At 62.1% G+C, this 16,836-nt stretch carries 1 protein-coding gene; it reads left to right on the forward strand.

Translation table 11 applies throughout. From position 1 onward, the window contains the following. Positions 1–755: 755 nt before the first annotated feature. Positions 756–16,835, forward strand: a complete 16,080-nt coding sequence (locus ACQY7X_RS16090) for a hypothetical protein (RefSeq protein ID WP_428246429.1) — start codon at positions 756–758, stop codon at positions 16,833–16,835. The last annotated feature ends 1 nt before the right edge of the window (position 16,836 follow it).

The following is a 16,836-nucleotide window of genomic DNA, read 5'->3' on the forward strand; positions in this document are numbered from 1 at the left end:
GTGACTTCAGGTGGCTGGGATTCTTATCGGGGATATTGGGCCGAAACGTGGATATTTTCCCGATGCCTCCTGCAACCATCTGGTGGAGCGGTTTCCGCTGTCTTGCCCGCCGCAAGGGTGCCAAGCTTTTGCCTGAATTCCAGGCACGCAACTGACCCTTGGTTGTATGCCGTCGGCTGCTTGCCCCGGCTTATAATTGCATTTGCCCGCAACACGATTGCAACCATCTAGGGAAATCCGGGTCAGTGAAAAGTGGCGGAATATGCTCCGTAAGCCCCCTTTCCGGGGCGGATAAATTTGGTGCAATTCGTCGAAATTAAAGGAAAATTTGGCGTGCAATGGGTGGGCAATTTGTGGTAGTGAATTGATGCCTTGGTAATACTGTTGCCGATAGTTTCAGTGCGGCGGCAGGTTGCTGGGCAGCGTAGCGTTGTGTGCGCAGGTCGAGCCGTGTCAGTGCGCGTCGAGGCCGGCGGGTACAATGAGTACATCATCGGAAGTCGCAGGTGAGAACGCCGGGCGATGACTGCATGATGTCGGGCTCGGGCGGAAGCGCGAGCAGCCCGGCAGCTATTGTCGTGTACGCGTTTGGTCTTGCTTTGCATGCGTTTGTTGTTCGCGCAGTGGGCCAGCTGGTTTTTGTATCGGTTGATTTGTGTCTCGGTTGATTTGCGTCAACGTCGTGTTTGGCGATCACTCATAGAGGTGGTCGTTGATCAGAATAGATAAGTTCAGAAGGAGCTTGGTTTTTAGTCGTGCCGACCACGACCCTGAATGACGAGGGTGGCAATTACACCCTCACCAACGTCGAGACGCTGCAAGGTGGCAGCGGCGACGATAGGGTCATTGTGTCCAAATTCACCGGCGGCGCTACCGTCGATCTCGGTGACGGCAAGGACCACCTCACGCTTCCTGATACGGCGAACAACCTGACGATTGCCAATGTCGAGACCATTCTCGGCGGCAAGCTCGGCGATACCGTGCAGCTCAGCAATGCCGCGGGCGGTGTGCATATCGATCTCGGTGCCGGCGTTGATACGCTGAAGATTGGCGGCACGTCGAGCAATGTCACGGTCGCGAATGTCGAGAATATTAGCGCCAATGGCGGCAACGACAGCATCACCGTCACCACCCAACTCAGCCGCGCCAGTGTCACGCTCGGCGATGGCAAAGACAGCCTGCAGCTTGCCAATACCGGCAACAGCCTGACCATCAACGGCATCGAGACCGTACTTGGCGGCAGCGGTGCCGATATCGTGGTCGCAAGCACGCCGTTCACCTCGGATAGCCGGGTCGATCTGGGCGGCGGGGCGGATGTGCTGACCCTGGGCGCCGCCGGCAGTGTCGTCAGCGTTGCCAATGTCGAGACCATCACGGGTTCGAGCGGCCGGGACGTGGTGACGCTTGAGCAACCCGCCACCGGCATCAAGGTCGATCTTGCGGCGGGCGAGGATACGCTCAACCTGGCCAATGGCGGCAACAATCTTACCGTTGCTGGCGTCGAGAATCTCAATGGCGGCAGCGGCGACGACAGCATTGCCGTCAGCGCCCGCGTGCAGGGCGGCCTGTACGATCTCGGCGATGGCAAGGACAAGCTTACCATTCTGACCGCTTCCGATATCGGCGTTGCCAATATCGAGACCATTACCGGCTCGAGCGGCAGCGACAATGTGACGGTCAAGGTGGCGACACCGGATGGCCTGACCGTCGATCTTGGTGCTGGCAATGACAGTCTGCGGCTTGCTGATGGCGAGAACCGCGTCACGGCCAATAATGTCGAAACCGTCTATGGCGGCGGTGGCAGTGACCAGATCAAGTTTGGCGATACTGTCACCAAGGTCACTGTCGATCTGGGCGGCGGCACCGATAGTGTCGCGTTCGGCAATGCCGGCGGCACCTTCAGCCTGTCCAATGTCGAAGGGGTGACCAGCGGCGCCGGCGCCGACAAGATCACCTTCGTATCGCCGTTCAATGGCACGCTCGATACCGGTGCGGGCAGCGATAGCATCACGTTCGGCAACGGCGGCAATACTGCCACCATCGCAAATGCAGAGACGATTACCGGCGGCTACGGCGTCGAGAATATCACCCTCTCGACCCCGGCCAATGCCAAGGTGGATCTCGGTGGCGATCCCGATACGCTGCGCCTGGCCGATGGCACGAACAATATCACCGCTTCCAATATCGACACCCTGATCGGCGGCAGCGGCGCCGACAATGTTCTGCTCAGCAAGGGCAGCTTCGAATCGCTGTACGATCTGGGCGATGGCGCCGACAAGCTGCAATTGGCCACGGGCTCCAACCGCGTTTCGGTCGCCAATGTTGAAACCGTAACCGGCAATAGCGGTGCCGACGCGGTTACCTTCAACACCAGTCTCGGTACTCAGCACAACATCGATCTTGGCGGTGGCGCCGATGTCGCCATATTGGCCAATAGCGGCAATAACGCGACGCTGACCAATGTTGAGACGGTTTATGGCGGTACTGGCGATGACAAGATCGTCATGGGCGGCGCTATCGGCAAGGGTGTGGTAGCGCTCGGTGCCGGCAAGGATAGCCTGACGCTGACTGGCGCCAGCAACACCGTAACGGTCTCTGACGTCGAAACCCTTATCGGCGGCACCGGCAACGACGATGTAACCATCATCACGGCGCTGGAATCGCAGAGCAACATTGATCTGGGCGGTGGCCAGGACAAGCTGACCCTGATCAGCCCCGGCGGCTACACGCTGAACCTGTCGAATATCGAAAGCATCACCGGCAGCTTCGGCAATGACGACATCACGCTGAAGACCAATGTCAATGGCGGCAAGATCGACCTGCGCAGCGGCAACGACAAGCTGACGCTGGCCGATGGCGGCAACTCGCTCACGGTGCAGAATGTTGATACCGTGGTCGGCGGCAGCGGCGCCGATAATATCACCATGTCCGCCGCTGGCTCGACCAGCTACGATCTTGGCGGTGGTGCCGACAAGCTGGTTCTTGGCAATGGCACCAATACGGCCAGCGTTGCCAATGTCGAGACCCTCATGGGCGGCAGCGGCGCCGACACCGTGCGCTTTATCGGAGCCGTCGCCAGCGATGCCAGCATCGATCTCGGCAAGGGCAATGACCGGGTTGAGTTCGACAATGTCGCCAACACGGTCACGCTTGCCAATGTCGAGCAGGTGATCGGCGGCAACAAGAGCGATGATATCTATCTCGGCACAGGTGCCACCAAGGTTACCGTCAATCTTGCCGATGGCGCCGACAAGCTCACCCTGAATTCCGCTGGCGGCACCATCACGGTGCTGAACACTGAGACCATTATCGGTGGTGCCGGCACTGACAAGGTGACGGTCAATACTGCGCTGAATGGCGGCCTGATCGATCTCGGCGGCGGCAGCGATACGCTGAAGCTGGCGAGTTCCAACAATAATGTCACTATTGCCAACGTCGAGACCATCACCGGCGGTAGTGCTGCCGATACCATCGCCATTGAGGGTGAACTGAAGAACGCAAAGGTTGACCTCGGCAGCGGCCTGGACAGCCTGTCGCTCGACGATGTTGCCAATTCGCTTACCGCCATCGGCGTTGAAACCATTACTGGCGGCACTGGTAACGACAGCGTGCGCATCGACAAGTCGGCGCGCGCCAATATCGATCTGGGCGCCGGCCAGGACAGCCTGGTACTGGGCAATGTGGCCAGCATGCTCACGCTGGCCAACATCGAAACACTGACCGGCGGTTCGGCTGCCGATATCGTGGCCTTGAGCGACAACCGCCTCAGCAGCTCGGTGATCGATCTGGGTGGTGGCGTTGACAAGCTGACGCTGGCGGCCGGCAACAACACGCTCACGCTTGCCAATGTGGAAACCGTCGTCGGCCTCGGTGGCAACGATGTGATCTACAATAACGTCACCACCGCCAAGGGCAGCTTCAATCTCGGCGACGGCCTCGACAAGGTATTCCTGGCGAACGGCAACAACACGGCTTCCTTCGCCAATGTCGAGACCATCGTTGGTGGCAGCGGCAACGACAAGATCACGCTGATGAATGGCATCAGCAACGGCTATATCGATGCCGGTGCTGGCGCTGATACGGTGAAGCTGGGCAATTTCATCAACAGCCTGACGATTGCCAATGCCGAGACGGTGACCGGCGGCAGCAATGCCGACACGGTTACCTATAGCGGTACCGGCAGTGTCGATCTGGGCGCGGGCCAGGACAAGTTGATCCTGACGGGCGCGGCCAATGCGGTAACCGTTGCGGGCGTAGAAACCCTGGCGGGTGGCAGCGGCAACGACAGCATCACCATGAAGGCGGCGCTGAGCAAGCCGATCAGCCTGGATCTCGGTGCTGGTAATGACTCGCTGAAGCTTGCCAACGGCACCAATACCCAGACCGTATATGGCACCGAGACGGTGCTCGGCGGCACCGGTGTGGATACCATTACCGTGGGTGACGTGATCACCAACGGCTACATGGACCTCGGCGCCGGCAAGGACAAGCTGATCCTGGCGGTTGGTGGCAGCACCTTCACCATCAGCAATGTCGAGACCGTTATCGGCTCGACCGGTGACGACACCATCGCGCTCGGCCCGAACCAGCCGGCTAATGCGGTGATCGATCTTGGCGCCGGCAACGATACGCTGATCATCAATTCCGGCGGCACATTGTCGCTGACTAATATCGAGACCGTGATCGGCTCGGCCAATGGCGACGTGCTGACGCTTGGCACCGTGCTGAAGAATGGCCGCGTCGATCTGGCTGGCGGCAACGACGCGCTGACCCTGGCCAAGGGCGACAATATCGTCACGCTGGCCAATATCGAGACCATCACCGGCAGCACCGGCAACGAAACGATCTATTTTGCCGGCACCGGCATGGTTGATCTTGGCGCGGGCAATGACCTGCTGCGCTTCGCCGATGGCGGCGACAATGCTGCCACGGCCTCGAATTTCGAGACCGTGCAGGGTGGCAGCGGCAATGACCAGCTCACCCTGACCCAGGCCATCGGCAACGCCACTAGCCCCTATAGCATCGACATGGGCGCCGGCCGTGACTCCGTCAAGCTGGCTGATGGCGGCAACGTATTCAACGCCATCAATACCGAGAGCGTTACCGGCGGCAGCGGCACCGACAATGTCACGCTGGCCAGCGTCGTCACCGGCGGCCGCGTCGATCTGCTCGGCGGCATCGACTCGCTCAAGCTCGCCAATGGCGACAACAGCCTGACCATCGCCAATGTCGAAAGCGTCACCGGCGGTTCGGGCAACGACACGATTACCTATGCCGGTACCGGCAGCATCGATCTGGCTGGCGGCTCTGACACCGTGATCCTGAATGGCGCGGCCAACACTGTCACGCTCAGCAATGTCGAGGCGGTGGTCGGCAGCGGTGGCGCCGACACGGTGCAACTCACCCAGGGCCTGCAGGGCGGCAGCGTTGACCTGGCGGGCGGTGGCGACAAGCTGATCCTGGCCGATGGCGGCAATACCCTCACGGTGGCCAACACCGAAACCATCGTCGGCGGCGCTGGTGCCGATACCATCACGCTTGGCGCGGGCAGCGGCAATGTCACGGTCAGCAGCATCGAGAAGGTGATCGGCAGCGCGGCGGTCGAGAAGCTGACCCTGGCCGATGGCGGTAACTATCTTCAGGTCAGCAACGTCGAGAGTATCACCGGCGGCAAGGATAATGACGCCGTGGTGCTCACCGAGGGCCGTACCGGCGGCACCATCGATCTGATGGATGGCAGCGATCTGCTGGTGCTGGCCGATGGCGGCAACCAGCTCACCATCAATAACGTCGAGACCGTGATCGGCGGCTCGGGCAACGATTACGTCACCTTCTCCGGCAAGGGCTATATCGATCTCGGCGACGGCATCGACAAGCTGGTGCTGGTGGGCGAGACCACCCAGGTCACGGCAGTGAATGTCGAGACCGTGGTTGCCGCCGGCAGCAAGGACAATGTCACCTTCCAGCTCGACACCACGGTGGCGAATGGCAATTTCGACCTTGGCTCGGGCAATGACGGCCTGATCCTGGCCGATGGCGGCAACAAGCTGACGGTGACCAATATCGAGACCGTTACCGGCGGTTCCGGCAATGATGTCGTCACCTTCAACGGCAGCGGCCAGGCCGATCTTGGCGGCGGCAACGACACGCTGCAGATCGGCACCAGTGGCGGCAACTACACCGTCACCGGCACCGAGACGATCCAGGGCAGCAACAACACCGATATCGTCACGCTTGGCGAGACCACCAGCGGCGGCGTCAAGATCGACCTGGGCGGCGGCAAGGATGGCCTGGTGCTGGCCGATGGCGGCAACACCGTCACCGCCAGCAACGTTGAATCCGTCACCGGCGGCAAGGGTGGTGATGACGTCACGCTCGGTACTGCGGTCACCGGCGGCAGCATCGATCTCGGCACGGGCGATGACAGCCTGACATTGGCCGATGGCACCAATTCGCTCACCGTCACCAATACCGAAACGGTTACCGGCGGCTCGGGCAGCGACACGATTACCTACAGCGGCACTGGCACGGTCGATCTGGGTGCTGGCAACGACAAGCTGGTGCTGGGCAATGGCGGCAATACGGTCACCGTTTCCGGCATTGAAACGCTGGTCGGCGGCAGCGGCGGCGATGATGTCACCTTCACTGACACGCTGGATGGCGAGAGCATCGACCTCGGCGGCGGCAAGGATGCGGTTACGCTGGCCGATGGCGGCAACACCCTTACCATTTCGAATGTCGAGAGCCTGACCGGCGGCGCTGGCGCCGACGATGTTACCGTGCATGGCGATGCGGCGCTGGATCTTGGCGATGGCGAAGATACCATCACCTTCGGCGGCAGTGGCGGCCATATCACCGCTGGCAATGTCGAAAGCGTGGTCGGTTCGAATGGCAGCGATGATCTGACTCTGACCGGCGGCAACAACGGCGCCTATGTCGATCTTGGTGGCGGCAGCGACAAGCTGCAATTGGGCGGCGAGGGCGGTCCGGTCACGGTCGCCAATGTCGAAACCATCACCGGCGGTTCGGGCGGCGACGATGTTACCCTGGCGACGCCGCAGACCGGCGGCAGCATCGACCTCGGCGCTGGCGACGACAGCCTGACGCTGGCCGATGGCGGCAATACCCTGACCGTCGCCAATGTCGAAAGCCTCACCGGCGGCGCTGGCGAGGATGTGATCAGCTATAACGGCAATGGTGCCATCGATCTTGGCGACGGCGAGGATACGCTGAAGCTGACTGGCAGCGGCAGCGTCGTCACCCTCACCAATGTCGAGAACGTGATCGGCAGTGCCGGCGACGATACCGTGGTGCTGGTGCCGCCGAGCGTGCCGGGTACCGTCGATCTGGGCGCCGGCAATGACAAGCTGGTGCTGGCCGATGATGGCAACACGCTCACGGTCGCCAATGTCGAAACCCTGGTGGCCGGCGCAGGCGATGATAATATTACGCTGGCCGACACGGTGGACGGCGGCAGCGTCGATCTCGGCGGCGGCGACGACACGCTGAACCTTGCCGATGGCGGCAATACCGTCACCGTTACCAATGTCGAAACCCTGAATGGCGGCAGCGGCGACGATACTGTCACCTTCAACGGTTCCGGCACCATCGACCTCGGTGGCGGCAATGATGCCGTAACGCTCGGGCCGGATGGTGGCAGCGTCACCGTATCGAATGTCGAAAGCATTGCCGGTGGTACTGGTAATGATGATGTCACGCTCACCGATCCGGTGGATGGCGTTACCATCGACCTCAAGGGCGGCAACGACAAGCTGACGCTGGCCGATGGCGATAACACGCTTACCGTTGCCAATGTCGAGACCGTGCAGGGCGGCAGCGGCAATGATGCGCTCACCTATAGCGGCACCGGCCGCGTCGATCTTGGCGATGGCGAAGACACGCTGCAGCTTGGTCCGGGCACCAATGTCGTCACGCTGAACAATGTCGAGAATGTCATCGGCGGTTCGGGCGACGATACCGTGGTGCTGGTGCCGCCGAGCGTGCCGGGTACCATCGACCTGGGTGCCGGCAATGACAAGCTGGTGCTGGCCTCCGACGGCAACACGCTGACGGTCGCCAATGTCGAGACCCTGGTGGCCGGTAATGGCGATGACGATATCACCCTCGCCGGTGTGGTGCAGGGCGGCAGCTACGACCTTGCCGGCGGCAACGACAAGCTGACCCTGGCCGATGGCGCCAACGACATCACGGTCAGCAATATCGAGAGCGTGCAGGGTGGTGCCGGCGACGACACCGTTACCTATGGCGCGGCGCAGAGCCAGGGCTATGCCGATCTCGGCGATGGCAGCGATGCGCTCAATCTTGCCAATGGCGGCAACACCATCACGGCGGCGAATGTTGAAACCGTCACCGGTGGCTCGGGCGATGATATCGTCACCCTGGAAGGCCCGGTGGATGGCGCTACCGTCGATCTGGCTGGCGGCAACGACAAGCTGTTCCTGGCCGATGGCGGCAACACGCTGACGGTCAAGAATGTTGAGAGCGTTACCGGCAATGAAGGCGACGATACCGTCACCTATAGCGGCACCGGCACGCTCGACCTGCGCGGCGGCAACGACACGCTGATCCTCACCGGTGCTGCCAATGCGGTGACCGCGGCCAATATCGAGACCATCCTGGGCGGTGCTGGCAGCGATGCTGTCACGCTGGCGGGTCCGGTGGATGGCGCGGAAGTCGATCTTGGCGCCGGCAGCGACAGCCTGAAGCTGGCCAATGGCGGCAACAGCCTCACGGTCAGCAATGTCGAGAGCGTCACCGGCGGTTCTGGCGATGATTATGTCACGCTCGGCGCCCCGGTCAGTGGCGCCAGCTTCGATCTGGCGGCGGGCAAGGACACGCTGCAGCTTGCCGATGGCACCAACAGCCTGACCACGGCGAATATCGAAACCGTACTCGGTGGCAGCGGCGACGATACCGTCACGCTCGGCGGCACTGGTGGCAGTGTCGATCTCGGCGATGGCACCGATACTGTGGTGTTCGGGGCGGCTGGCGCCACCATCACGGCAGCCAATGTCGAGCAGGTGCAGGGTTCGTCGGGCTACGACAAGCTGGTGCTTGGCAATGACGGCAATAATGTCGCGGTCAACAATGTCGAGAGCGTTACCGGCGGCGATAGTGATGACACTGTTACCTATAATGGCACTGGCGCGCTCGATCTGCGCGGTGGCAACGACACGCTGATCCTCGCGGGCGCCGCCAACGCGGTGACGCTGGCTAATATCGAAAACATCGCCGGCGGCAGCGGCAATGATGCCGTCACCCTGACCCAGGGCATTACCGGCGGCGATATCGACCTTGGTGCCGGCAATGACAGCCTGACGCTGGCCAATGCCACCAATAACCTGACGGTGACCAATGCCGAGAAGCTGACCGGCGGCTCGGGCGATGATTATGTCACGCTCGGCAATCTGGTCAGCAATGGCAGCTATGATCTCAATGCCGGCAAGGACACGCTGCAGCTCGCCGATGGCAGCAACAGCCTGACCACGACGAATATCGAAACCGTGCTCGGTGGCAGTGGCGACGATACCGTTACGCTGAGCGGCACCGGCGGCAGCGTCGATCTTGGCGGTGGCAACGATACCGTGGTGTTCGGAACTGCCGGCGCCACGATCACCGCCAGCAATGTTGAAAACGTGCAGGGTTCGTCTGGCTACGACAAGCTGGTGCTCGGCAATGATGGCGAGACCATCACGGTCGCCAATGTCGAAAGCGTCACCGGCGGCTCGGGCGACGACACCATCACCTATAGCGGCACCGGCACGCTCGACCTGCGTGGCGGCAACGACACGCTGATCCTCACTGGTTCGGCCAACAGCGTCACCGTCGCCAATATCGAGAATATCGTCGGCGGCACCGGTAACGATACCGTGGCGCTGAGCCAGGGCATCACCGGCGGCGCCATCGATCTCGGCGCCGGCACCGACAGCCTCAAGCTGGCCGATACCGCCAACAGCCTGACGGTGACCAATGTCGAGAAGCTGACCGGCGGCTCGGGCGATGATTACGTCACGCTCGGCAACCTCGTCACCAACGGCAGCTACGATCTCAATGCCGGTAAGGACACGCTGCAGCTTGCCAACGGCACCAACACGCTGACCACGGCGAATATCGAGACCGTGCTTGGCGGCTCGGGCAATGACAGCGTCACCTTCAACGGCTCCGGCCGCGTCGATCTGGGTGCTGGCAGCGACACGCTCACCTTCGGCAGTGGCGGCAATGCCATCACCGCCACCAATGTCGAGACCGCCCAGGGCTCCAGCGGTGCGGACAGCCTGACGCTCGGCAGCGCCGGCAGCATCACCGTCAGCGGCATCGAAAGCGTTCTCGGTTCCAGCGGCGCCGATACCATCACCGCCACCGGCAGCACCGGCGCCAATCTCTCGGGCGGCGACGGTAACGACATCATCCGTGGCGGCGATGGTAACGACATCATCGATGGCGGTGCGGGCAGCGACTACCTTTATGGCGGTGCCGGCAACGACACCTTCAACAATTCTGTGGATGCCACCTGGACCAGCGGCTGGTCGGCGAAGAATGCCGGCAATGGCAGCGGCGTTGCCGGCACCGGCGAGACGGTGAGCATCAGCGGCCAGGTGCGCAGCTATGATGTGATCGATGGCGGCGAGGGTGTCGACACGGTCAATCTTTCCAATGGCAACGATGCGCTGTTCCTGGATGACAAGTACAGCGAACCCTCGGGCGTCGGCGCGCGGCTGAAGGATATCGAGATCATCAATGCCGGCGACGGCAACGATATCGTCGACCTCACCAGCGAAACCTACACCATCGGTTCGGTCACCATTGATGGCGGCGCTGGCGACGACGTGCTGTGGGCCAGCATTGGCGATGACACGCTGCTGGGTGGCGATGGCAATGACAATCTCTGGGGCGGTGCCGGCAACGACCTGCTGGATGGCGGCGCGGGTGCCGACAAGCTGGATGGCGGCATCGGCGACGACACCCTGATCTATGACGCCGCCGATACGTTGATCGCGGGCGGCACCGGCACTGATACGCTGCGCTCGGCTGCGTCGCTGAACCTCAGCGACAGCAAGATCACCGGTATCGAAATTGTTGAATTGACCGGCAGCGGCGCCAAGACGGTGACCCTGACCGCCGCTGATATCGTGCGCGTTTCCGATACCGATACGCTGACCGTGCGCGGCAATGCCGGCGACAATATCAGCGCTTCGGGCTTCAGCGCGCGCGGCGCCGATGTCACCATCGGCGGGGTTACCTACGCCACCTTCATCAGCAACGGTGCCACGCTCACCATCCAGTATGGCATGAAGCTGAATGGCATGGATGTCACCAATGTCGGCACCGCCACCGACGATACGCTGACACTGGCCAGCCCGGTTACGGGCCAGAATTTCGACCTCGGCGCCGGCAACGACAAGCTGGTGCTGGCAAACGGCACCAACAGCCTGACCGCGGCAAATATCGAGACCGTGGTTGGCGGCACCGGCAATGATACGGTCACCTATAACGGCACCGGCAGCGTCGATCTTGGCGCCGGCAGCGACAAGCTGGTTCTTTCCGGCGCGGCCAATGCCGTCACGGTCGCCAATGTCGAGACTATTACCGGTGGCACCGGCAACGATGCCGTCACGCTCAGCGCGCCGCAGACCAGCGGCAGCATCGATCTGGGCGCCGGCAGCGACAAGCTGACGCTCGCCAATGGCAACAACACGCTCACCGCCACCAATGTCGAGAGCGTGGCGGGCGGTTCGGGCGATGATTACGTCACTCTGGGCAGTGCGGTCGCCGGCGGCAGCATCGATCTCGGCGCTGGCAACGACACGCTTCAGCTTGCCAATGGCACCAACAGCCTGACGGTCACGAATGTCGAGACCGTGCTGGGCGGCACTGGCGCTGACAGCGTTACCTTCAACGGCTCGGGCAGTGTCAGCCTTGGCGCCGGCAACGACAGCTTGACCTTCGGCGCCACCGGCGGTTCGATCACGGCCAGCAATGTCGAGACCGTGACTGGCGGCGCCGGCAGCGACAAGCTGTTCCTCGGCAGTGGCAACAATACCCTGGCGGTAAACAGCGTTGAGAGCGTTACCGGCAATAGCGGCGATGATGTTGTCACCTATAACGGCACCGGCAGCATCGATCTGGCGGCGGGCAGCGACAAGCTGATCCTCACTGGTGCTGCCAACGCCGTGACTGTCGCGAATACCGAGACCATCACCGGCGGCAGCGGCGACGATGCCGTGACCCTGGCGGCGGCGCAGACCAGCGGCAGCATTGATCTGGGCGCGGGCAATGACGGCCTGACGCTGGCCAATGGCAGCAACACGCTGACCGCCACCAATGTCGAGAAGCTGACTGGCGGCTCGGGCGATGATTACATCACGCTCGGCAATGTTGTTTCTGGCGGCAGCTATGATCTGGCGGCTGGCAATGACACGCTGCAGCTTGCCAATGGCGCCAACACTATCACCACCAGCAATATCGAGACCGTGCTGGGCGGCACCGGTGCCGATACCGTGATGTTCAACGGCTCGGGTAGCGTCAGCCTTGGTTCCGGTAATGACAGCTTGACCTTCGGTGCCTCCGGCGGCTCGATCACGGCCAGCAATGTCGAGACCGTGACTGGCGGTGCCGGCAGCGACAAGCTGTTCCTCGGCAGCGGCAACAACACGCTCACCGTGAACAATGTCGAGACCGTCACCGGTAACTCGGCCGATGATGTGCTGACCTATAACGGCACCGGTTCGATCGACCTTGGCGCCGGCAACGACAAGCTGATCCTTTATGGCGCGGCCAATGCCGTGACCGTGGCGAATACCGAGACCATCACCGGCGGCAGCGGCGACGATGCCGTGACGCTCGGCGCGGCGCAGACCAGCGGCAGCATCGATCTGGGCGCAGGCAACGACAGCCTGACGCTTGCCAATGGCAACAACACGCTGACGGCGGTGAATATCGAAAGCGTGCTGGGCGGCAGCGGCAACGATACGCTCACGCTCGGCGCCGGCATCACCGGCAACTACAATCTCGGCAGCGGCAGCGACAAGCTGATCCTCTCGGGCGGCACCAACAATGTCACCGCCACCAATATCGAGAGCGTCCAGGGTGGCTCGGGCACCGATACGGTCACGCTCAATGGCGGCGGCAATGTCGACCTCGGCGCCGGCACTGATACCCTGGTGCTGGGCAGCAGCGGCGGCGCACTCACGGCAGTGAATGTCGAAAACATCATTGGCGGTTCCGGCGATGATGTGGTGACGCTGACCGTGGCGCAGAGCGGCAGCTTCGATCTTGGCGCCGGCAAGGACAAGCTGTTCCTCGCCAACGGCAGCAACAACATCACCGCGGCGAATATCGAAACCGTGATCGGCAGCACCGGCGACGATACGCTGAGCTATGCCGGCACCGGCACCATCGATATGGGCTATGGCAGCGACAAGCTGACCCTGACCAGCGCCTCGACGGTTTCCGTGTCCAACACCGAAACCGTGCTCGGCAGCAGCGGCAATGACAGCGTCACGCTCAGCGGCGTCACCTATTACGGCACCATCGACCTCGGCGCCGGCACCGACAAGCTGCAACTCGGCAATGACGGTAACCGCCTGACCATCAGCAATGTCGAGGATCTCGACGGCGGTTCGGGCGAGGATTACATCACCCTGTCCAGCGGTGCCACCGGCATCAGTGTTGATCTGGCTGCCGGCAACGACACCCTGGTGCTGGCCAATGCGGTCAACAGCCTCACCACCACCAACGTAGAGAGCGTGCAGGGCGGCAGCAGCAACGACACGCTGACCTTCTTCGGCAACGGCACCGTGCATCTCGGTGCTGGTAACGACGTGCTGACCATCGGTTCGGTCGGCGCCACCATCACCGCCACCTGTGTCGAGACCATCTACGGCGGCAGCGGCAATGATGTGGTCACGCTGGGCCTGGAGCAGAGCGGTACCATCGATCTCGGCGCCGGCAATGACGCGCTGATCCTGTCGAACGGCAGCAACAATCTGACCATCACCAATGTCGAGACGGTGACCGGCAGTTCCGGCAATGATGTGGTGAACATCGCCGGCACCAGCAATGTCGATCTGAGCTGGGGTTCGGACAAGCTGGTCCTCACCGGTGCGAACAATGCTGTCACGGTGGCGAATGCCGAAACCATCCAGGGTGGCAGCGGTAACGATGCGGTCACGCTCAGCGCCGGCATCGCGAATGGCAATATCGATCTGGGTGCGGGCAGTGACAGCCTCAAGCTGGCTAATGCCGACAACTCGGCGCTGCTGAGCAATATCGAAAGCATCACCGGCGGCAGCGCCAACGATACCATCACGCTGGGTACCCTGGTCACCAATGGCAGCATCGACCTTGGCGCTGGCAGTGACAAGCTGACCCTGGCCAATGGCGCGAATTCGCTCACCGTCACCAATGTGGAGCAGCTTGTCGGTGGCACGGGCAGTGACAGCGTCACCTTCGCCGGCTCCGGCAGCATCGACCTGGGTGCGGGCAGCGACAGCCTGAAGCTCGGCGATAGCGGCGCCACGGTCACGGTCGCCAATGTCGAGACCATCACCGGTGGCTCCGGCGCCGATACCGTCACGCTCACGGCCGCTGCGGCTGGCCTGCAGCTTGATCTGGGTGCCGGCAGCGACAAGCTCCAGCTTGGTAATTTCAATAACACCGTGGCGGTGAGCAATGTCGAGCAGGTGCTTGGCGGCACCGGCAACGATGTGCTGACGCTTTCGGCCGGGGTCACCGGCGGCAGCTACGATCTTGGCGCCGGCAGCGACCGCATCGTGCTCAGCGGCAGCAGCACGATCACGGTCAGCAACACCGAAACCATTACTGGCTCCAGCGGCAATGATGTTGTCACGCTTGGCAGCGGCCTGACCAGCAGCGGCATCGACCTGGGTACGGGTAACGACAGGCTGATCCTGGCCAACGCCGATAATGCGCTGACGATCTCCAATGTGCAGACCGTTACCGGCGGCACTGGCAATGACGCGATTACGCTGCTCACCGCCGTGGCGGCAGGCAGCTACGATCTGGGTGCCGGCAGCGACAAGCTGCAACTCGGCAATGGCACCAACACGGTGACGGTGAGCAATACCGAAACCGTGCTCGGCAACAGCGGCAATGATAGCGTCACGCTCGGTACGGCTGTCACCAATGGCCATGTCGATCTCGGCAGTGGCAGCGACAAGCTGCAATTGGCCAATGGCGCCAACAGCGTGATGGTCTACAACACCGAGACCGTCCTTGGCGGCACCGGCGCTGACAGCGTCACCCTGGCGCAAGGTGTGGCTGGTGGCTTCATCGATCTTGGCACCGGCAACGACGCGCTGACCCTGTCGTCGTCCGGCACCAACACCATCACCGTGGTGAATGTCGAGACCATCACCGGCGGCAGCGCCAATGACAGCATCACGCTGAACGGTTCCGCCAACCTGAACCTGGCTGGCGGCAGCGATACCGTCACCTTCGGCGTCGCCGGCCTGGCCGCCACCCTGAACGGCGTCGAGACCGTGAAGGGCAGCACCGGCGCCGATACCGTGGTGTTCTCTGGTGCCGTTACCGGCGCCAACATCGACCTGCTTGGCGGCAGCGACAGTGTAACGCTCGCCAATGGCAGCAATACGCTGACGGCCAGCAATGTCGAAAGCATCACCGGCGGCACCGGTGCCGATCAGGTGACGCTTGGCGCCGCCATCGTCAATGGCAGCATCGACCTGGGTGCCGGCAGCGACAAGCTGGTGCTGGCCAATGCCAGCAATAGCCTGACCATTGCCAATGTCGAGAATATCGTCGGCGGCAGCGGCAACGACAGCGTGACATTGAAGCTGTTCGGCGGCAGCGACACCGTGGTCGTCGATCTCGGCAGCGGCACCGATACCCTGGTGGTGCAGGGCACCGGCAATCTTTCCGTCAGCAATGTGGAAACGCTGCGTGGCGGCGATACCGATGACGTGCTGGTGATGAAGAGCCGCATCAATGGCGGTACGGTCGATCTGGCCGGCGGCAACGACAAGCTGGTGCTCGATGGCAACAGCAACACCGTGACGGTGAACAACGTCGAGACCATTATCGGCTCCAGCGGCTCGGATAATGTCACGCTTGGCACTGTGATGACCAACGGCCTGGTGCAGCTTGGCTATGGCAGCGATACGCTGACGCTCGCCAATGGCAGCAACAAGGTTGAAGTCAGCGGTGTGCAGACCGTGTATGGCGGTTCCGGCGCTGACGTGATCACATCGACTGGCTTTGCCGCCTCGATCACCATGTATGGCGGTGGCGGCAACGATACGCTGACCGGCTGGAAGTACGGCGACCGCCTCTATGGTGGTGACGGCAACGACACGCTGAATGGTGGTGAGGGCTTCGACCGCCTCTATGGCGAAGCCGGCAACGACATGATGATCGGCGGCACCGGTGGCGCCCGCATGGTCGGCGGTGCTGGCGTCAACACCGCCGTTGGCGGCTCCGGGGCTGACTACTTCACCTTCATTTCGGCTGGCAGTGCCGACCGCATGAACGTGACCGGCATGTCTGGCAACGACACGATCGAACTGGATACCAACCGCTCCAGCGACATGACCGGCAATGCCTTCACGTTGTCGCAGGATCTCAAGCTGAACGTGAATATTGTTTCGGTTTCTTCCGTCAGTGCGTTCAATACGGTCAATTTCGGCCAGGCTGGCTTTGTCTACCGTCAGGATACCGGCGGCCTTTATTACGATAGCGACGGCAAGTTCTCCTCGGGCTCGATCCTCATTGGCACCATTACCGGCACCAATGGCAGCCCCTGGCAGTTCGATATCAACGATATCAAGCAGGTCTGAT

The sequence above is a fragment of the Ferrovibrio sp. genome, assembly GCF_965278975.1.
Taxonomy (GTDB): domain Bacteria; phylum Pseudomonadota; class Alphaproteobacteria; order Ferrovibrionales; family Ferrovibrionaceae; genus Ferrovibrio.